This window comes from Rhodocytophaga rosea (genome assembly GCF_010119975.1).
Classification (GTDB): Bacteria; Bacteroidota; Bacteroidia; order Cytophagales; family 172606-1; genus Rhodocytophaga; species Rhodocytophaga rosea.
Genome location: NZ_CP048222.1, coordinates 4109102 through 4129900 on the forward strand (window position 1 = coordinate 4109102; position 20799 = coordinate 4129900).

The 20799-nt window shown below is 42.5% G+C and carries 11 protein-coding genes; 7 read left to right on the plus strand and 4 right to left on the minus strand.

What is annotated here, in order from left to right:
- Positions 1 to 170: 170 nt before the first annotated feature.
- Positions 171 to 3752 (minus strand): PAS domain S-box protein, encoded by a 3582-nt coding sequence (locus tag GXP67_RS17005; protein WP_162444233.1) that lies wholly within the window; start codon positions 3750 to 3752, stop codon positions 171 to 173.
- Between the two features lie 311 nt (positions 3753 to 4063).
- On the opposite strand from GXP67_RS17005, the gene GXP67_RS17010 reads away from it, so the two are divergent.
- From GXP67_RS17010 to GXP67_RS17040, 7 genes are all read left to right on the plus strand, one after another.
- Positions 4064 to 4687 (plus strand): TetR/AcrR family transcriptional regulator, encoded by a 624-nt coding sequence (locus tag GXP67_RS17010; RefSeq protein ID WP_162444234.1) that lies wholly within the window; start codon positions 4064 to 4066, stop codon positions 4685 to 4687.
- 16 nt (positions 4688 to 4703) lie between these two features.
- On the plus strand, positions 4704 to 6074 hold the full coding sequence (locus GXP67_RS17015) for a TolC family protein (RefSeq protein WP_162444235.1): 1371 nt from the start codon (positions 4704 to 4706) through the stop codon (positions 6072 to 6074).
- 65 nt (positions 6075 to 6139) lie between these two features.
- Positions 6140 to 7288 (plus strand): efflux RND transporter periplasmic adaptor subunit, encoded by a 1149-nt coding sequence (locus GXP67_RS17020; RefSeq protein WP_162444236.1) that lies wholly within the window; start codon positions 6140 to 6142, stop codon positions 7286 to 7288.
- 8 nt (positions 7289 to 7296) lie between these two features.
- Positions 7297 to 10674 (plus strand): efflux RND transporter permease subunit, encoded by a 3378-nt coding sequence (locus GXP67_RS17025; RefSeq protein ID WP_232065249.1) that lies wholly within the window; start codon positions 7297 to 7299, stop codon positions 10672 to 10674.
- 143 nt (positions 10675 to 10817) lie between these two features.
- The gene (locus GXP67_RS17030) at positions 10818 to 12095 is read left to right on the plus strand and encodes a metallophosphoesterase (RefSeq protein ID WP_162444237.1); all 1278 of its coding nucleotides are present in this window, start codon (positions 10818 to 10820) and stop codon (positions 12093 to 12095) included.
- Positions 12096 to 12333: 238 nt separating this feature from the next.
- Positions 12334 to 15786 carry a DUF7133 domain-containing protein gene (locus tag GXP67_RS17035; RefSeq protein WP_162444238.1) on the plus strand — a complete coding sequence of 1151 codons (3453 nt, stop codon included), beginning with the start codon at positions 12334 to 12336 and terminating at the stop codon, positions 15784 to 15786.
- A 58-nt stretch (positions 15787 to 15844) separates the two neighbouring features.
- Positions 15845 to 16363 carry a hypothetical protein gene (locus GXP67_RS17040; protein ID WP_162444239.1) on the plus strand — a complete coding sequence of 173 codons (519 nt, stop codon included), beginning with the start codon at positions 15845 to 15847 and terminating at the stop codon, positions 16361 to 16363.
- Positions 16364 to 16652: 289 nt separating this feature from the next.
- Here the strand turns inward: GXP67_RS17040 and GXP67_RS17045 are convergent, their stop codons facing one another.
- The 3 genes from GXP67_RS17045 to GXP67_RS17055 form a co-directional block, all read right to left on the minus strand.
- Positions 16653 to 17825 (minus strand): IS91 family transposase, encoded by a 1173-nt coding sequence (locus GXP67_RS17045; protein ID WP_162441535.1) that lies wholly within the window; start codon positions 17823 to 17825, stop codon positions 16653 to 16655.
- Entirely contained in the window at positions 17822 to 18736 is a 915-nt protein-coding gene (locus tag GXP67_RS17050) for a tyrosine-type recombinase/integrase (RefSeq protein WP_162441534.1), read from the minus strand. The genes GXP67_RS17045 and GXP67_RS17050 overlap by 4 nt, the downstream gene beginning before the upstream one ends.
- A 91-nt stretch (positions 18737 to 18827) precedes the next feature.
- The gene (locus GXP67_RS17055) at positions 18828 to 20624 is read right to left on the minus strand and encodes an SWIM zinc finger family protein (protein WP_162444240.1); all 1797 of its coding nucleotides are present in this window, start codon (positions 20622 to 20624) and stop codon (positions 18828 to 18830) included.
- Positions 20625 to 20799: the final 175 nt, after the last annotated feature.

Here is a 20799-nt window from a genome sequence, read left to right on the forward strand (position 1 = left end):
CGTTTACGTAAAGCTATAAATTCCTATACATGTCAGGTTGAAGTTTTCGACATAATATAGTTTGTTTTGGTTGGCAAAGGAGCTCCTGAGATCGGGGGCTTTTTTGTTGTATTCAACTAAAATGCTATAGGAGATAGCTAATGAAGGGACAGTATCTAAAGAAAGTTATTTCAGCCAATAAACTCAAGTCGTTGTTCGAGTTCCTCGTATACTTCATCACAGATTGTAGAAATTTTCTTTACCAGGGTAGCTACTTCTGCCAGTTGGCTCTCCTGACTTGCGTATTTTTCGAGCTGCATAATAATCGGTTGCAGTTCTGCAATACCCATCATGGCAATGGTTGCTTTCATCTTATGAGCCATATAGCGGATATTAGCCCAGTCGGCAGTTTGAGTAGCCCGTTGAAGTATATCTATAAAGCCTGGGGTTTGCTTCATAAACAAACGGATCATTTCCTTAATAAATTTTTTATCACTGGCTGATACATCTTCCAGATAATTGAGGTCTATGTGCTGAAATTTCTGTAGCGAAGCTGGTTGTGACTGTATATTCATAGCGTAACTGGATGAAGAATATTTGAGAAGCTTGGCGTAAAGATCTTTTGGCTCAAAAGGTTTGGTAATAAAGTCATTCATGCCAGCTTCCAATGTATTTTGCTTTACATTCATTAATGCAGAAGCAGTGAGTGCCAGAATAGGAATATGCTTAAGATATTCCTGCATATTATTTCTGATAAAACGGGTCGTTGCATATCCATCTAAAGTCGGCATTTGCAAGTCCATTAATATAAGCTGGTACCAGTTTGTTTTTAATTTGTCAATGGCTTCCATACCATCCGCAGCAATATCTGTTTCAACGCCCCACTTTTTCAGGAATTTACAGGCGACCATCTGGTTCATCTTATTATCTTCTACCAGTAATATTTTTAATCCCCGCAAACTATGCGAAAACTCATCCACAGCCTGAGGTTGATTGCGGGTTATTTGTCGGGCAGCCAAACTAAAAGTAAGCTCAAATGCAAATTCACTACCCATCCCCAGCTTGCTACTTACCTTTATAGAACCTCCCTGCAATTCAATGAGCCTTTTTGTGATTGTTAAACCTAAGCCGGTGCCTCCATATTTACGGGTTGTTTCGCTGCTGGCCTGGGTAAAACTCTCAAATATGGAACTCAATTTGTCAGTTTCAATACCAATGCCGGTATCGCTTACCCTGAATTCTATGGTTACGCCTTTTACCTGTTGTTTTATTACTCTGGCATTTACTTCAACATAGCCTTTTTCTGTAAACTTAATTGCATTACTTACCAGGTTAAGTAATATTTGATTTAAACGCACTGGATCGCCACACAATTTGGCAGGTATATGTTTATCTATGTTGAATAAGAGCCTGAGGTTTTTTTCTTCTGCTTTAAAATTAAGGCTTTGCTGAATACCTTTAAAAACAGAAACAGTCTCAAAATCAATTTGTTCAAAAGTAATTTTTCCTGATTCTATTTTTGAAAAATCCAGTATGTCGTTGATAATCACCATCAGGTTATCTGCGGAGAACTTAATGGCCTGGAGTTGCTCAATTTGTTCAGGAAGTGGGTTTTCCTCTAAAAGCAGGTGAGTTAACCCAATCACTGCATTTAGAGGTGTACGTATTTCATGGCTCATCACCGATAAGAACTGTTCCTTTGCCCGCATAGATTTTTCTGCTTCTTGCTTGGCATGGATTAATTCATTTTCTACCTTTTTCCGTTCCGTAATATTACGGGCTACTGTCTGGAAACCTTTCAGCAAGTCACCTTCCATTAACATGTGCACGCTTTGCCCTACCCATATAATTTCACCTTTGCCTGTAATTCCTTTAAATTCAATATAAGTATCCGGAATCTGTTCATAATATTGTTTCCGGTAAAAATCTTCCAGGATATGTATATATTCTGTTACAACAAATTCGGAATAATGCCTGCCCAGTAATTGATCTTCGCTATATCCCAGAACATGGCAGGCAACAGGATTTGCGTAAATAAGATAACCTTTGTGGTCGCTGCCATAAATCATATCACTTGCACATTCTACCAGCTGCCTGTATTTGAGTTCACTGTTCTTAAGTTTTTCCAGAGTTTTCTTCTGGTCGGTAATGTCCTGTGACATGGCCAGTACCTGTACACTTCCATCTTTCAAATACAGCGGCTTTTTTATGGTATGAAACCAGAATGTTTCCCCAGTTGGCCTTGTAAATGGCTCCTGTAACTCTATAGTAATACCTTGTTCAATTACCTGGCGGTCAGTGTTGCGGAAATGCTCATTCTCTTCCTTCTGGGTATGCAGCCGGTAGTTATTCTGGAATATGAGTTCCTCTTTCTCCATACCATATAAGTCGGCTGTTGCCTGATTCACCATCAGGAAGTTACCCTCCAGGTCTTTTACAAAAATCAGGTTTGGCCCTGTATCGAGTACCTGCCGGATAAAAGTTTCCTGGGTACGGAGTTCTTCCTCTGCTTTGGCCCGGCCGGTAATATCAATAAAGTAACCCAATAACAAAGGGGCTTCTTCATCCGTCTGCACAATGATCTTTCCCGACAGCACATACATGGTTTGATCCTTGTATGAAATCTTTTCTTCGCCAGATATCAGCTTTTTGCTTTTCCATACCTTTTTTTCCGCAGTTGCTAAGCGGCTGGCTGTTTCTTCATTAAAAATATCGAAATCAGTCTTACCCAGCATGTCTGTTGGTAACATATCAAGCGTCTGGGCAATATGCCGGTTAATAAATACATATCTGCCTTCCCGGTCCTTAATAAAAATGTCGATAGGGAGTTTATTGAGAATAGTATTAAATAAGCTCTTCTGGGTATGAATTTCTTTTTCGTAAAGCTTACGCTGGGAAATATCACGGAATGCCGCCACTCTTACTTCTTTTCCCTTATACTGATGTTTTTTCGAAAGAATTTCTACAGGCAGGTAGCTACCATCTTTTTTAATTAATACCGTTTCATAGGGCTCATCAGGTTTATTACTGATGCGTATTTTCACCTCTTCCTGCAACTCCGGAACTACAAAACTAAGCAGGTGTTTTCCAATTACATCTTCAGGGGTATATTGTAATGCGGCCAGACTGGCCTGGTTTACTTCCAGAATAATTCCCTGGTCATGTACAGCAATTCCTTCAAACGCAGCTTCAAAGAGTGTCTTGTATCTTTCTTCACTTTCTTTTAAAGCCAGTGCTGCTTTTTTTTGATCGGTGATATCCCGGCCAATACCTAACATTTCGGTTACTTCACCCTGATTATTAAAGAATGCTTTATCTGTCCATTGATGCCACCTCACTTCTCCATCCGGCATAATTACCCGGTGTTCGTTCCGTACTACGGCGTTTTCAGGTGTTATCGTAGCATATTGTTGTTTTATATAGGTAAGGTCTTCTTCTGGAATAACCGGCAAAAAGCTTTTCCCAATCAGTTGCTCTTTCTCTTTTCCAAAATACCGGCAATATGCTTTGTTCACATAGGTGAGCGTACCATCTTTTTTAAACCGGCAAATCAACTCTGTCTGGTCATCAAGCATGGATTTAAACAGAGAAAAATTCTCTGAAGCCGGAGTAAATTTTGTACCTGAGGAAGGCTGGAGAATTTGCTCTGTTTCGCAAGTTTGATAAACCTGGTTTATGGCATACAATAAATTTTTCAGCTGATCGTCCATCAAATAGGCATCACCCAGGTGTTGCCTGATTTGAGCTTTTAGTAAATCGCTAAAATCTTCCATACAATAAAAAAATCAACACAGCCGGTTAAGCTAAAATAACTGCTTAAATATATATACAATTTATGCCTTCTCAAATATTGAGCCGTACATAATATAGAGGGCATGTATGATTGTAAACTGTTTAGTTTAATAACATTGCTATATGAATTGAATTGCTACGCCATTAGTCCCATACTTTCACCAGCTATCACATATGTATGCTCATACGTGTATTGATTTAAGAAATTATTCGATAATAATAAAAACTTAACACAAGAAACTTTGAAATATAAAAACGTTTCCTGAGTTTTGTGTATTAAATTTTTACTACTGTGGAAGTGAAGGAACGCATACTTGCTGCTGCTGAAGGACTTTTTCTCCAGTATGGCTTCAGAAGTATATCAATGGACGATATTGCCCGCCACCTGGCTGTTTCTAAAAAAACTATATACCAGTTTTTTTCTGACAAAGATGAGATTGTGTGTCTGGTAGCCACGAGGCATTTTAACAGGGAGAAAGAATTATGTAAAGAACGGATTTTTGACCAGGCGGAGAATGCAGTGCATGAATTATTACAAGTGTCCAGGCACATAAAAACGACTACGATGAATGCCAATCCGTCGATTATGTTTGACCTGCAGAAATACCATCCCAAAGCCTGGCAGATCTTTAAGGATTTTAAACTGGGATTTATTCTGCAGCATTTGCGGCGCAATTTAAAACAAGGAATTGAAGAGGGCTTATACCGGGCCGATATCAATGTGGAAATAATAGCACGGCTACGGCTGGAACAAATACAACTCGCTTTTGATGCCAGTGCATTTCCGCCTACGGAATTTAACTTTTTTGATATTCAACTTGAGTTTCTCGACCATTTTATACGGGGCATTGTCACCGAAAAAGGATTACAGCTTTTAACTGAATACAAAACAAAAGAACACCATCATGCACAGTAGATTACTTATACTTTTTATGGCCATATGCAGTACCTGGCTCATCCCACATCAAAGTATTGCCCAAACCACACCACCGGCTCAGCAGAATTTCTCTTTGAAGCAGGCAGTAGACTTTGCCTTGCTTAATAATGTGAATGTAAAAAATGCGCAATCTGATACCAAAAGTGCTAATGCCCGGGTGGGAGAAATACGAGCAGTAGGTTTACCTCAGATAAGTGCACAGGCACAGCTATTGCATAATATTAAGATACAAAATGTGATTCTTGAAAGTGGTGCAGGCCCCTCTTTTGGTGATCCTAATGCTCCTCCTCCTCCGGCAGGAACTGTAATCGCCTTTCCGTTCCAATTGAAAAATAATGGCACTGTTGCACTAAATGTAAACCAGCTTATTTTCGATGGTTCGTACTTTATTGGACTTAAAGCCGCTAGTACCTATAAAGAACTCGCTCAGAAAACCTTAACACAATCTAAAGTGACTGTGGCAGATGCCGTAACAAAGGCATATTATGGTGTGTTAATCAACCGCGAAAGACTAGGATTACTAAATACTAATCTGACCCGCCTGGATACTTTATTTTCAGAAACACAGGCTATGTACCAAAATGGTTTTGTGGAAAAAATCGATGTAGACCGTATTGAGGTACAACGTAACAACCTGAATACGGAAAAGCAAAAAGTAGAAAGACTGGTAGATTTGAGTTCATATCTGCTGAAATTTCAGATGGGCTTACGGATGAATGATATTGTAGTGTTAACAGATAGGCTTAATGATGAAAATATTGAAAATATGGTTATTGCTGCCACTGAAAACTTCAACTACAACCAGCGGATAGAATACTCTACCTTACAGACTCAAAAAGAACTGGCTTATCTGGATATACGTAACAATCGGATGGGATACCTACCTCAGTTAGCTGCCTTTGGGACTTTTGGATATAACCCCGCAGCAACCAAGTTGGGAAATATCACGCAGAACGAACGGTGGATTGACTATAGTTATGTTGGTCTGCAATTAAACGTACCAATTTTCGATGGTTTACGAAAACACTATAAAATACAACAAGCCAAATTAACTTACGAAAAAACTCAGCAGAGCACTGCCCTATTACAGAATTCCATTGACCTGGAAATCAGGCAGGCAACTGTTACCCTCACCAACAGCCTGGAATCACTGAAATCGCAAAAGCGGAACCTGGATCTGGCACAGGAAATAGTACGGGTAACCCGTATCAAATACCAGCAGGGCGTAGGCTCCAATATAGAGGTAATTAATGCAGAAGCTGATTTTAAAGAAGCCCAGACGAATTACTATGCTGCCTTGTATGATGCCTACATCGCAAAAGTAGACCTCGACCGGGCCACAGGACAGCTTTATGTAACCGAATAAATTCAAGATCCTTCCCAGCTAATGTAATAGTTATATTAAAAAATCGCATATTCTTTATCATACCCATGAAAAATACACATAGACTGATTTTTGCCACTATTTTAGCCTTTGCCTGCAGTTCTGGTTCAGACGTAGATAAGAAAAAACAAGAACTCGCCGAATTAAAAGCCCAGCAACAGGAAATTACCGGAAAGATTAAACAATTAGAAACTGACCTGGCCAAGCTGGCTCCAGCAAAAGCTGCTGAAGCCAGAATAAAACTGGTGGAGATTACGCCCATACAGCCGCAAACCTTCAAACATTATATTCCGGTACAAGGCACTATAGAATCGGACAATAATGTGATGGTAAGTCCTAAAACTGGCGGTGTAGTTACCGCTGTATATGTAAACGAAGGAGACCGGGTAAGTAAAGGACAAGTACTGGCTGTGATTGATGATGCCGTGATGCGCCAGAGTGTGGAAGAATTGAAAACTGGTCTTGAACTGGCTACTACAGTGTATCAGAAACAGGAAAATCTCTGGAATCAGAAAATAGGTTCTGAAATCCAATACCTGCAAGCCAAAAACAATAAGGAAAGTTTAGAGAGAAAGCTGCAAACACTTAATTCTCAATTGGCTATGAACCGCATTACCTCTCCTCTTAATGGTACAGTAGACGAAGTAAATGTGAAAGCTGGCGAAGCTGCTAGTCCCGGTGTAGGTGTAGTGAGGGTAGTGAACCTGGCGGAAGTGAAAGTAAAAGCCAGAGTAGCCGACTCCTATATTACGGCTGTGAAGAAAGGCGATGAAGTAAAAATAACGCTGCCTGATATCAAAGAAGAAATCCAGGGAAAAATTAGTTTTGTAGGACAGGTAGTAAACCCTCAAAGCCGGACCTTCGATATTGAAGTTACCCTCAACAACCGGGATAATAAACTCAAGCCGAATATGCTGGCGGTAATAAATATCAATGACAAAACTGCCCAGAATGCCATTGTGATCGAGGAAAACTTTGTTCAGCAAACTGAAAACGGCGATGTTGTATTCGTAGCCGGAAGTCAGAAAGCTGAAGCTCGTAAAGTAAAAACCGGATTAGCCTACAATGGCAGAGTAGAAATTCTGGAAGGGTTAAAACAGGGCGATAGCATCATTACCAATGGATACCAGGACCTGGTAGATGGACAATCTATCAAAGTTTCCAATACATCTGATAAGTTAACATCCGCTAACTAAATATTGTTATGAGAGAACACAAAGGACTCGCCTTTACCAACTGGTGTATCGAGAACAAAACAACGGTCTATATCTTCATCATTATGGTGACGATAGCCGGTGTGTTCACCTACCAGAATTTGCCCAAGGAATCATATCCGGAGATTGTAGTACCTCAAATGGTAGTTACCACTTTTAATTATGGTACTAGTCCGGAAGATGTGGAAAACCTGATTACCAAACCGATTGAAAAAGAACTCAAAACGGTAAAAGGAATAAAAAAGGTTACTTCTAATTCTATTCAGGATCTTTCTGCTGTAATTGTCGAATTCAATACTGGAGAAGATGTGGCAGAGGCCAAACAACGCACAAAGGATGCCGTTGATAAAGCACGAACTGAATTACCCGATGACTTGGATCAAGAGCCAGATGTACAGGAACTGGATTTTTCCGAATTTCCGGTCATGCAGGTGAACGTATCTGGTAATTTCCCTCTTAAAAAGCTGAAAGAATTTGCCGAAGTATTACAGGATGAGATTGAAGCCTTGCCTCAGGTTCGCCGAGCAGATCTGATTGGTGCTTTAAACCGCGAAATTCAGATCAACGTGGATTTGTACCGGATGCAGGCGGCAGGCATTAACTTCAGTAATATTCAACAGGCAGTTGCCGGTGAAAACATAAATATTTCCGGAGGTGATCTGAATGTAAATGATGTTCGCCGTACGCTCCGGGTTACCGGTGAATTCAAGAACATCAAAAGCCTGCAGGATATTGTAATTCGGTCTTCTACCGGAAATACAGTATTCTTGAAGGAAATCGCAACAGTAGAAGATAGTTATGAAGAACGTCAGGATTTCGCCCGTCTGAATGGAAACCCGGTTATTTCATTGAGTGTAATTAAACGCTCAGGACAGAACCTGATCGAAGCATCTGACAACGTACAGCAGATTGTGGAACGGATGAAGGCAGAAACTTTTCCCGAAGGATTAAATATCACCATTACAGGTGACCAGTCAGACCAGACCCGTACTGATTTGAATGACCTGCTTAATACCATTATTCTGGGTTTTATATTCGTAGTACTGGTGCTGATGTTCTTTATGGGAACCAGAGATGCTATTTTTGTTGCCCTCTCTGTACCCTTATCTGCATTGCTTGCATTTTTGATTCTGAAAGTGGTAGGCTATTTTATGCCGGAAATTAATCTTACCCTGAACTTCATGGTAATGTTCGCCTTCCTGCTGGGATTAGGGATTGTGGTGGACGATGCCATTGTGGTAATCGAAAATACACACCGTATTTTTAACTCAGAAAATATATCCATTAAAGATGCGGCAAAAAAAGCAGCCGGAGAAGTGTTTATACCAGTGCTTTCCGGTACCATTACGACCATAGCACCATTCGTACCCTTACTCTTCTGGCCCGGGCTGATCGGAGAATTTATGAAGTTCCTGCCTATCACCCTGATCGCCACCTTGTTCGCTTCTCTAGTGGTAGCCTATGTGATGAACCCAGTATTCGCTGTTTCCTTCATGACCAAGCATGATGCAGAAAGTGCCGGAGACGCCCGTAAACTGATAAAGCCACTGCTGATTATGGGAGTGATTGCTGTATTGTGCTATATCGGTGTTGGAGTAGGTTTAGGGAATTTTATTGTCTTCCTGATGCTGATCTATGTGATAAACCACTATGTATTTACGCCAGCGATCTATAAATTCCAGCACAATTTATGGCCCAGGTTTATGCATCAATACCGCAGGTTTATCTCTTTTGCCATTACAGGGCGTCGGCCAGTGTATTTTCTGTTAGGTGTAATAGGTTTATTCATTTTTACTTTTGGCATATTCGGGGCTTTCCCGCCACCTGTAGAATTTTTCCCTTCCGGAGAGCCTAACTTTGTATATGTGTATAACAAAATGCCTATTGGAACAGATGCTACCAAAACAGATTCAGTTACTAAACTAATTGAAGCGAGAGTAAATAAGGTTCTGGTGCCTCATAAGGATATAGTGACCTCGGTTATTTCCAATGTGGGTATAGGCGCCGGTGATCCCATAAATCCGGATCTTACCATTACACCTCATAAGAGTAAGGTAACGGTAGCTTTTGTTAAGTTTGAAGAACGCCTGCATGTATCTACCAAAGAAATTCTGGAAAAAATACGGGCCAGTGTACAAGATATTCCAGGTACCGAACTTTCGGTAGAACAAGAAAGTGGGGGTCCGCAGGTAGGTAAACCGGTGAGTATAGAAATGGCCGGAGCCGATTTTAATGAGTTATTGAAAATTCAGCGAATGGTTCGGGCTGCCATTGCCAAAGCTGGTGTTCAGGGTATTGAAGAACTCAAGTCAGATCTGGTACTGAACAAACCTGAAATTATTGTGGACATCGATCGTGAAAAAGCGGCCCGTGAAGGTATTTCTACCGCCCAGATTGCTGGGGAAATTCGTACCGCCTTGTATGGACTGGAAGTATCTCAGTACCGGGAAGCCAAAGATGAGTATCCGATTATGGTGCGCCTTGATACTACCTACCGCAACCGGATTGAAGATATTTTAGCCATGAATATTTCTTATCTGGATATGGCATCTGGCAGGTTCCGGCAGGTTCCTTTAAATGCAGTAGCAGATGTCAGGTATGGAACTTCTTTTAGCAGCATCAACCGCAAAAACCAGGAACGGTTGGTTACCTTATCTTCTAACCTGTTAACCGGATATAATGCCAATGAAGTGGTAGCCCAGGTACAGGAAGCGATCAACGATCTGGAACTTCCGGCAGGATATACTATAAAAATGGGAGGCGAGCAGGAAGACCAGCAGGAAACATTCTTGTTTTTAATTACTGCCCTGGCCACAGCCGTTGCACTCATCTTTATTGTGCTTGTTACGCAGTTTAATTCTGTTTCAAAACCCATTATCATTTTCATGACCATTCTGTTTAGTTTTATTGGTGTATTGCTTGGATTTATCATATTCGGCATGACCTTATCTATTCTGATGACAGGTGTAGGAATTGTAGCACTTGCTGGTATTGTGGTAAAAAATGGCATTATTCTGATTGAGTTTACAGATGAACTTCGCTTGCGTGGAAAAGATTTGCGTACAGCGGTTATCGAAGGCGGTGCTACCCGTTTGAATCCGGTTATTCTGACGGCAGCTGCCTGCGTATTAGGTCTGATTCCGCTGGCTATTGGCTTAAATGTTAATTTTGTGAGCCTGTTTACACACCTTAATCCCGAAATATTTATTGGGGGACAAAGCTCTGTATTCTGGGGGCCATTAGCCTGGACCATCATTTTCGGTTTAACTTTCTCTACTTTCTTAACCCTGGTAATTGTGCCAGTAATGTATATGCTGGTAGAACGGGTAAGACAAAAAATGACCAGACGCAGCAAGGTAGTTGCATAATAAGCTTTATAAATGCACCAAAGATTCTTAGCCAGCTATTCACTAAGCACAAAATAGAATACGTTTTTCTGAACATTTTTGAATAAAGCCTGTACAATTTATGCAGGCTTTATTCGTCTTATCCCTTATATACAATCACATACATGGTAACCCGCCTTTTAGTTATTTTCCTTATACTCGTATTACTTGCTTTTATGGACTGGTATATTATCCAGGCTATGCGGCAACTCACTGGTAGTTTTTCTTCAGGCTTGCGCAAAGGCGTAACCTTTGTAGCCTGGGCACTTACGATTGGTTCCCTCATTTCAGTACTTATATTTTTGCTCACGCCAGCTTTCCAGAATACAGTGCTTCGGAGTGTGCTTGGCATTATTATATTCTCCAATCTGATTACCAAGCTTTTCATGACGGTATTTCTGTTTGTAGATGATATAGTCCGCCTGGGCAAATGGATTGTAAGTTTCTTTACAACAGAAAGTTCCCCTGCCATTCCCAACAACCAGCAACCAACAACAAGTAACCAGAATGTAATTCCACGGTCAGAATTTCTGGTGAAAGCTGCTGTAGTAGCCGGAGCTCTTCCTCTGGTAGGTATTGGCTATGGTATTATTCTAGGCGCTCATGATTACCGTGTCCGCCGGATTACAGTGAAGTTACCCAACTTGCCCAAATCGTTTGATGGCATCCGCATCGCCCAGATTTCGGATATTCATTCCGGCAGTTTTTTTAACAAACGGGCAGTGAAAGGTGGGGTAGAAATGATATTAAAAGAAAAAGCAGATGTGATCTTCTTCACTGGCGATCTGGTAAACAATGTAGCTACGGAAGTAGAAGATTATATTCCGGTATTTGAAAAACTAAAAGCACCTCTCGGCATATATTCTACTCTGGGCAACCATGATTACGGCGATTATGCCAGCTGGCCCAGTCAGCAGGCGAAACGCCAGAACCTGGAAAACCTCAAACAGGCACATAAACTGCTGGGTTGGGATCTGCTGATGAACGAACACCGGATGCTCAAACAAGGTGGTGAACAGCTCGCTATTATTGGCATTGAAAATTATGGAGCCAGAGGTAACTTCCCCAAATATGGCAAACTGGCACCAGCCTATACAGGTACACAAGATGCGCCGGTAAAATTATTATTATCGCATGATCCCAGTCACTGGGATGCCCAGGTACGTCCAGAATACCCGGATATTGACATTATGTTTGCCGGACATACGCATGGGATGCAATTCGGCGTAGAAATTGGAAATATTAAATGGAGTCCGGTTCAATACATGTATGAACAATGGGCTGGTTTGTACCAGAAAGGCAAACAATACCTGTATGTGAACAGAGGCTTCGGCTATATTGGCTTTCCAGGCCGTATCGGTATGCCCCCCGAAATCACTATTATGGAACTGAAATCGGTATAAGTCGGATTCTTGGTTTAGATATAAGAGGCAACAAGAAAAACCGCCAATATTCTACATTGCTTTGTATCCATGCCATTTTGTAAAGGCTATGTTTAATTACCAGCAGGAGGAAAATTTCTTCCTGCTATTTTTTGCCCTTCATCATATAAGTAATCTGGGAAAAGAGATAATTATTGCCTGATAACATTGGCGTTATTAGTATAATTAATTATACTTTTGAGTTTATTTCATTTTATATATGATCAGGTTCCAATTCTCCACTACCCAAACCAGCTTTTATCTGGCTATACTTGCTGGCACACTTACTTTAGCAGGATGCCAGTCGGAAAATGCGAAAGAGCAGCAAAATGAACAGCAGGAAGAAAAAGTTGTTGACAAACGAATTAAACAACTGGAGCCCCAGCAAACAGCGCAGATGGCAAAAGCTATCGAAGCCACTGTATCTCCTCAATTAGCTGAAGGACTTACCCTCAAGTTGTGGGGCGTAGATTCGCTAGTGGCCGATCCGATTGCCATTGATATGGATGATGCCGGACGTTTATTTTACACCAGAACCAACCGGCAGAAAAATTCAGAATTTGATATCAGAGGGCATCAGGATTGGGAAATTGGATCTATACAATTAACAAACATAGAAGAAAAAAGGGCATTTCTGCGTAAAGTCTTATCTCCAGAAAACAGCAAGAAAAATGAATGGCTGGCCGACCTGAATGGTGATGGCTCTCATGACTGGAAAGATATGACGGTAGAAAAGGAGCATGTGTACCGGCTGGAAGATGTTTCCGGAGATGGCATAGCAGATTTATCTCAACTGGTAGTAGAGGATTTTAACGATGAAGTAACCGACGTAGCAGAAGGTTTGATGGCCGAAGGTGAAGACTTATACGTAGCTGTCGGACCGGATTTATGGCGCATGAAAGATAAAAATGGCGACGGGATAGCTGAGGAGAAAACATCGATTTCACATGGCTATGGTATCCACATTGGGTTCGGGGGCCATGGCATGTCTGGGGTCGAGATGGGTCCGGATGGAAAGGTGTACTGGAGTGTAGGCGATATTGGATTTAATGGCAAAGGCTCGGATGGCACCAAATGGGAGTTTCCCAACAGTGGCGTAATTGTTCGTTCAAACCCCGATGGAAGTGATTTTGAAGTGTTTGCCTCTGGTCTGCGGAACATCCATGAATTTGTATTTGATGAGTATGGCAATATGATCAGCCAGGATAACGATGGCGACCACCCTGGAGAAAAGGAACGGCTGGTGTATATTGTGAATGGCTCAGATACTGGCTGGCGCACCAACTGGCAATTTGGTAAGTACAGAGATCCTGATAACAATACTTATAAAGTCTGGATGGATGAGAATATGTACAAACCCAGGTTTGAAGGCCAGGCAGCATATATTACGCCTTGTATCCAGAATTTTGTAAGTGGTCCTACTGGCATGGTGTATAATCCTGGAACTGCCTTAAGTCCGGAATACAAAAACACATTTTTTATTGTAGAATTCGTAGGAAGTCCGGCCAGGTCAGCCTTGCATTCATTTAAACTAAAACCAAAAGGTGCTACTTTCGAATTGAATGGAACCCAAAAACTAGTAAGTGGTATATTACCAACCGGTATTGACTTTGGTCCGGATGGAGCTATGTATATCGCCGACTGGATTGAGGGCTGGAATACCAAAGATTACGGACGAATCTGGAAGCTGGATGTGGCCAAAGGGGCTGACAGTGTGGCCCGTGCCCAGACCAAGGCATTAGTTACAGAAGATCTCTCCAAACGGAATGTAAGTCAGTTGGGCGAACTGCTGAAATACCAGGATATGCGGGTACGCCAGAAAGCGCAATTTGAGTTAGCCAAACGAGGCGCAGAAGGAGCCGGAGAGTTTGAGAAAAATATCAAACAGACCGAAAACCAGTTAGCCAGAGTGCATGGCATCTGGGGAATGGCACAGTTAGCCCGCAAAGAGGCAAAATATGCACAATCACTGTTACCTTTACTAAAAGATACTGACCCCGAAATCAGGTCACAGGCTGCGAAATGGTTGGGAGATATCAAATACAAAGAAGCCGGACAAGCCTTGGTTCCTTTACTAAAAGATGATTACAGCCGGGCACGTTTTTTTGCAGCAGAAGCCTTAGGAAGAATTGCCTATGAGCCAGCCATCAATCCAATTATTGAAATGTTGCAGGCCAACAACGATGCCGATGCTTATCTGCGTCATGCCGGAAGTTTAGCTTTGGCCCGTATCGGAAAAGCCGATCCAGTTGTCGCTTTATCCAGCAGTTCTTCCCGTGCTTTGCGTATTGTGGCTGTAGTAGCCTTGCGCCGTATGCAGCATCCTGGTGTGGCTAACTTCCTCAAAGATCAGGATGAATTCATCGTAACCGAAACTGCCAGAGCCATCAACGACGATCTATCTATTAACGATGCCTTACCAGCGTTGGGAGATATTCTGGCCACTACAAAATTTAAAAATGAAGCCTTGATCCGCCGGGCTATTAATGCCAACCTGGAAGTAGGAACAGAGAAAGCCTTGCAAAACCTGATTGATTATGCCAATAAAGAAGGAAATCCGGTAGCGATGCGGGCAGAAGCCATCGATGCGCTCAGCACCTGGGCTAAACCTTCGGTACTGGACCGGGTAGATGGACGATACAGAGGCGAAGTTTCCAGAGATGCTGCTCAGGTGAGAAGCAAATCAGCAGAAGCCCTTATTGCTTTAGCCAGTAACAAAGAAGCACCTGTACGCTTGAGTAGTGCAAAAGCCATCGGTAAACTCAATATAAGCCAGGGAGCAGCCACTTTAATGGCGAGATTAAAAACAGACGCAAAACCGGAGGTAAAGATAGAAGCACTGAAAGCACTGGCAGCCATGGAAGATAATCAGATTGGCCAGGCCATTGAACAAGCCATTTCAGATAAAGATAAAAGTGTCAGGGTAGCCGGTTTGGATCTATTAGGCAAACTGGATATTTCCAAAGACCTGATGGTTTCCTTGCTTTCAAATGTAATTGATACTAAAACTACGGAAGAAAAACAGGCGGCATTGGTTACACTTGGTAAACTACCTGTAGCTCAGACAAAACCTGTACTCGATGGCTTACTAACCAAGATGGAAGCCGGAAAAGTGCCTGCTGAAATCCAGCTGGAGTTCTCCGAAGCCATTGATAGCAGCAAATCACCTGAACTGATCAACCGCTACAAAGAGATTATGGCTAAATCATCGCCTAATGCTGAACTAGCTTCTTATCAGGGAAGCCTGCTGGGCGGAGATGCCAAACGGGGAGAAAGAATATTCTACAGCCACCAGACGGCCCAATGTATCCGCTGCCATTCTTATGATGATATGGGAGGAAACGCTGGCCCACGACTAAATGGCGTAGCCAAACGACTGGCCCGTCCGCAGATACTGGAAGCACTGATTAATCCCAGCGCACGGCTGGCACCAGGTTTTGGGTTGGTCATGCTGGAACTGAAAGGTGGCAAGAATGTAAGTGGTATTCTGCAGGAAGAAAAGGCCAACAGCCTCGTTGTAAAAGTAGGTAACCAGCCGGATACCACTATAATAAAGGCTAATATTACCAAACGGACCAATGCGCCTTCCAGCATGCCCGACATGAAACAACTCCTCACCAAACGGGAAATCCGGGATCTGGTCAGCTTCCTGTCTACTTTGAAAGAAGATTGATTTAGGCAAATATAAATTTTGCAACAGGCTATTTATTGTAAGATAAGTAGCCTGTTGTATGTTAACCGGTGTAAGAATTAGAGATATACTTCTAGGTGAGCGATGGTTGAATAAGCAGGAGCAATTTGAAAGAGAAATGAATCTGATAGCCAAGTATCAGATCAAAAATAAAATTATTAATGAGTTGCTTAATCATGTCTTTACTTCCGAAGTCTCTTACTCAAATGGTATTTCGAAAAAATCAAAAAAGCCTAATAAGGAGTATTTATTGGGGATTTATGAGGTACGAGGACAGATAGAAGAAGACAGGAATGACGATTCTTTTGTAATAGGATATGATGAGTTATTGCCTGACCTTAGGAAAACCTTGTATGAATACATTGACGTTACTCATGTTACATCAGAAAAAGGCAGTTACGTTATTTTCACAGACTATGAAAAAACTGATTTTATTGGTATTCTCAAAACTAACAGAACACTTGCAGAAGTCAGAGCTGTAACCAAATACAATAAAGAGCAACATAATCTCAAGGATGCCGAAGTTGTTTTTATAAACGGAAGATTAAAAGAACAATAACAGCTACTAACATATAAGGGTTCATGGGGTGGTCTTAACCCACCATGAACCCTGTGTTGCACGAAACCGGGTGGTTTAACCTGCCCTTATTTATGGGGAATCAATCAATAGAGAAGAAGCTTCTGGGTGAAGCGGTAGTACACTAAAAGAAGATAGTGTAAAAAAAGGAAGAGAAAAGATCTCACTATTTGTAAACTGAGCAGCCGTGTTGGCTCCAAGTAAGGTGACTATATTCCAACATGGGCAATAACTTTCCCGGCCAATTTTTTGAGTGGCTTTTTTATTCTACTCAGGCAGTTTTCAAGTGTAAAGCTATCGATAGCAGGTAAGCCCTATCAGGTGGGGAACGGGCTGCTTCAAAGCGCAAGATTTCTCTCATGCGGCCTTTGCTGCAGCAAGGACACAGGTCTATATCATAGCCTAAGCGTTCTTTGCAGATGCTTTTCCAGTCCGACACTCTTTTTTCCGGCGTAGCTACTCTCAAATCTTGTCTGGCCAGTGCTAAATCATGGGCTTTTGCTTTGGAAGACAAAATGCCATAGTGGCGGATGCGGACAAACTTTGGTGGCAGAATGTGCAGGCTGAAACGCCTGATGAACTCAGTAGCCTCCAAACTCATGGTTTTCTTTGCTGCTTCTTGCCGGTAATCTTTGTAAGCGAAGCTCACCTTGCCATCCTCTATACTTTGGAGGCGGTGATTGGAGATAGCTACTTTGTGGGTGTAACGTCCCAGATATTCAATCACCTGAGCAGGACCTAAGAAAGGCCTTTTACAGTATACCACCCAGTCTTTGGCAAATAACTCTTTCCATAGCCCATTATCCACCTGTGCTTTATTAGCAGAAAGAAAGCTTCTCAGTAGTGAGACATAGCGAGCACGGAACACTTTACTGAGTGCTTTGACCGGGAAAAGATATTTACCTGTACTTCTGGCCTTTTTCCAGTGGCCACTCCCAGAGATCCCTCCACCCGGCACAATACAATGCAGATGTGGATGCAGTGAGAGGTTCTGTCCCCAGGTGTGCAGAATGGAGATCATACCTGTTTTAGCACCCAGATGCTTGGGATTATTGGCAAAGCTGTTGATCGTAGACCAGGCTGTCTTGAAGAGCAAAGCATAGAGTTCTTGGGGATACTGCAGGCACAATAGATTAAGGGAGTGGGGCAAGGTGAAGACCACATGAAAGTAGCTGACCGGTAACAGGTCTGCCTCCCTTTGCATAATCCACTTTTCACGATTGGTAGTCTGACACTTAGGGCAGTGTCTGTTGCGGCAGCTGTTGTAGCTAATACGCAGGTAGCCACAACTATCACAGGCATCTATATGGCCGCCTAGTCTGGCAGTACGGCAATGCTCAATCGCCTTTAGGGTGGAGAACTTGTGAGCAGAGACTGCATGCGTGGCCATAAACTCATGTAAGTGAGCCGACAGTATATGGGCTAACTCTAGGGCAGGCTTCATGCCTCCTTTGTATAGAGGGTATCTAGAGGAGAGAAAGGAGCTTTTCTGCCAAGTCCTGCCATGTGCAGATATACAAGGGTAGTTTCCAGGAAGCTATGGCCTAAAAGTTCTTTGATGGAGACAATATCCAATCCATCTTCTAGCAGATGGGTGGCATAGGAATGGCGCAGGGTATGTACACAGATGCCTTTCTTTTTGATGCCCGCTTTACTAACTGCATCCTGCATGAGCCATTGCACGCCTTTGCGGCTGAGCTGCGAGCCATATTCCTTGCCATTGAAGAGGTAGTAGTGGGGTTTGCAGGCAGACAGGTAGGAGAGCAGTCCTCTTTTCATCAGCTGGGAGAGGGGTACATAGCGGTCTTTTCTTCCTTTGCTTTGGCGAATGTGGATCTGCATGCGGTCAAAATCTAAATCTGAGATCTCAAGCCGGCATACTTCCTGCATGCGAAGGCCTGCTGAATAGATTAAGGCCAGCAGCACCCGGTGCTTTAACAGACGGGGTGCTTTGAGCAGAGCTTTGACTTCCTGCTTACTGAGGACCGCTGGCAGTTTGTGTACTTTAGGGATGGAAGGTAGGCGGATAGCCCGGTCATCTCTGCCGGTAAGCCGGTAGAGCAGGCGTAGGCCATAGACAGCATGTTTGAAAGAGCTTTTAGAAGGCTTGTTCGTTTTCTTCTGCAGCATCCACAGGTAATCTCTGACCTGATCTTCGTCTAGTTCGGTAGGCAACTGATTGTAGTAGAGAGCAATCTGAGCCATGTGGCGGGAGTAGTTTTTTAACGTGCTCAGACTTCTGCCAGACAGGGAGATATCCCTTTCCAGCTTGTTGTAAAGGAGAGAAAATCCGCTTACCTTCAGGCAAGCCTGTTGGATAAAAGTAGGGTGGGTGTTAGTGTTTGGTGTTGACATAGTGGTAAGAGTTTGGTGAAACATACTCCTATAACTATTCCCACCTACCAACAGGCTACCGTAGGTTTAGTGCAACACTAGAAACTACTCTTCACCTTCCCCTCACCAATCCGGCAGCTTGCAGTTCTTCACGTAAAGCACGTAACCTGGAATTTTCATCATATAAATGCAGGCTAAAAATACGTACTTGTTCGGCCAGTGCCGGAAAAGATCTTAATACTTTTAACCAGGAAGTGATATGTTGATAGGTATACCGTCCCCGGCGGTCGGTTTGCTGAAGGGCATATTCTGCTTTTTCCATCACCAGATCCATACATTCATCGGGGTAGAGATGGGCCACCGTAGCCAGCATCTGATCAAAATGCTGCACTTCCTGGTTTTTGTATTGCTTAAGTAATTCCATGATTTTCTTGTACTGCTCCTCCGCTTCAAGCAATTGAATGTAGAACAAAGGATTGTACCCATTGGCATACGATTTTACAAAAGCAGAACGGGATTCAGACGTAAAATACTTCCGAAGCTGGCGGTAATTTTCGATGCTTTGTTTACGCTGGGTATAGTAGGTAAGTACTTCTATATAAAAATCTCTGTCCTGTTCCGGCTTCAAATGCTTCAGAATATATTCATCGAACAATACCGGATTTTTCCCGAACACCAGTTTGGCTACCCGGATAAATGAAGGCATATCTTGTTTGGCCTGGTGCTTATCCAGCAATTGCTGGGCAACATCTGTTTTATAAGCAGCAAACTCTTCAGCCGTTTTCAGCCAAAGCGTTTCGTTCCTGGTAACTCCAGCAATATGTAGCATCAGATCTGCGGTATCTGTGTCTATCAACTGGTGTTTTTCCAGCAGGGTTTGTAAGTAAGAAGCAATGGCAGGTGAAACCATCAGTGCTGTCAGTACCCGTTCAAAATTTCCCAGCTCATACCAAACCTGAGCCCGTTCGCTATACCTGTTGAATTGTTTGTCATACAAAGTATACCGCTCGATAAGAAAATCGAGTGCTTGCCGTATATCTTTTTCAGGAATTACAGCCCGGCTGATACCGGAAGCCAGGTCTTTGAGCAAACTTTCCCATACTTCCAGGATAAACTCCTGGTAGCTTCTGCCATCAAACAATGAATATTCATCTGATTCCGGTTCTTCTACCAACCGGATACCTTCATATACAGCCAATAACAGTTGCCATCCTTCCATAAATTTGCCCAGGCTCACGAGTGCAGAAACTTGTTTTAGTACTGGCTCCAACACTTCCTGCACCATTTCCACGGCCATCTCATCGAGTTCGTCACCTTCTCCGTAATAATCATCATAAGAACGGCCATACTCCTCATGCATATCTTCATCGAAGGCAAGCTCTGAAAGCGCTTCATGGATTTGTTCGCTGGTTGCTTCCATTGGGGAGGTAGGCGTATATTTTACAGAAGAAGTCTGGCTGCGGCTTTGCATAAAGTGTAAAAACTGGCTGCGCAGGGATACATCTTTAGTGAGTAATTGCCGGAGAAATTCTTCTTTTACGGAAGGAGCCGCCTCGGAGAATCTTTCTTCAAAGGAAGCAGTATCCTCTTCTACAAGCTGTGCGTCTTCTGCTACAGAAGCGTAAGCAACCGTTTCTGTAAAATCGCCATTGAGAATCGCCAATCCGAAAGCTACACAATGTTTGCAAATGCCTTCCATATCATAAGGACAATTGCAATCGAAGTCTAGATCACTGTTTTTAATGGTCAACTTCACTCTATAGCGGTACGAACCCTCTACAGTACCTTCAAAGGTATTGCCTTTGCGGCTTATTTTCCGCACAGCATCGCTCTGGTAGTATTCCAAACCGCGCTGGTAACTGGAAGTAGTAGCCAGAGATTTCAGGTCGTTTTTTGAGAAAAGCTGCATGCGTATATCTTGCTTGTATGCCAAATTAGCCTTTTGGCAATATATAAACCAGAATGCATGATAATTTTTAACAGTTTAATCTACAACTCATTATCCCAATACTTAGCACACTAAGCGCACTTAACGAGCCTGGCCAGAAAATTTCTTCGATCTGTAAATTACCATAACTATTAAA

Coding starts and splice junctions, on each gene's coding strand:
- GXP67_RS17005 (WP_162444233.1), bottom strand. CDS start 3,752: ATGGAAGATTTTAGCGATTTACTAAAAGCTCAAATCAGGCAACACCTG.
- GXP67_RS17015 (WP_162444235.1), top strand. CDS start 4,704: ATGGCCATATGCAGTACCTGGCTCATCCCACATCAAAGTATTGCCCAA.
- GXP67_RS17020 (WP_162444236.1), top strand. CDS start 6,140: ATGAAAAATACACATAGACTGATTTTTGCCACTATTTTAGCCTTTGCC.
- GXP67_RS17025 (WP_232065249.1), top strand. CDS start 7,297: ATGAGAGAACACAAAGGACTCGCCTTTACCAACTGGTGTATCGAGAAC.
- GXP67_RS17030 (WP_162444237.1), top strand. CDS start 10,818: ATGGTAACCCGCCTTTTAGTTATTTTCCTTATACTCGTATTACTTGCT.
- GXP67_RS17035 (WP_162444238.1), top strand. CDS start 12,334: ATGATCAGGTTCCAATTCTCCACTACCCAAACCAGCTTTTATCTGGCT.
- GXP67_RS17040 (WP_162444239.1), top strand. CDS start 15,845: ATGTTAACCGGTGTAAGAATTAGAGATATACTTCTAGGTGAGCGATGG.
- GXP67_RS17045 (WP_162441535.1), bottom strand. CDS start 17,825: ATGAAGCCTGCCCTAGAGTTAGCCCATATACTGTCGGCTCACTTACAT.
- GXP67_RS17050 (WP_162441534.1), bottom strand. CDS start 18,736: ATGTCAACACCAAACACTAACACCCACCCTACTTTTATCCAACAGGCT.
- GXP67_RS17055 (WP_162444240.1), bottom strand. CDS start 20,624: ATGCAGCTTTTCTCAAAAAACGACCTGAAATCTCTGGCTACTACTTCC.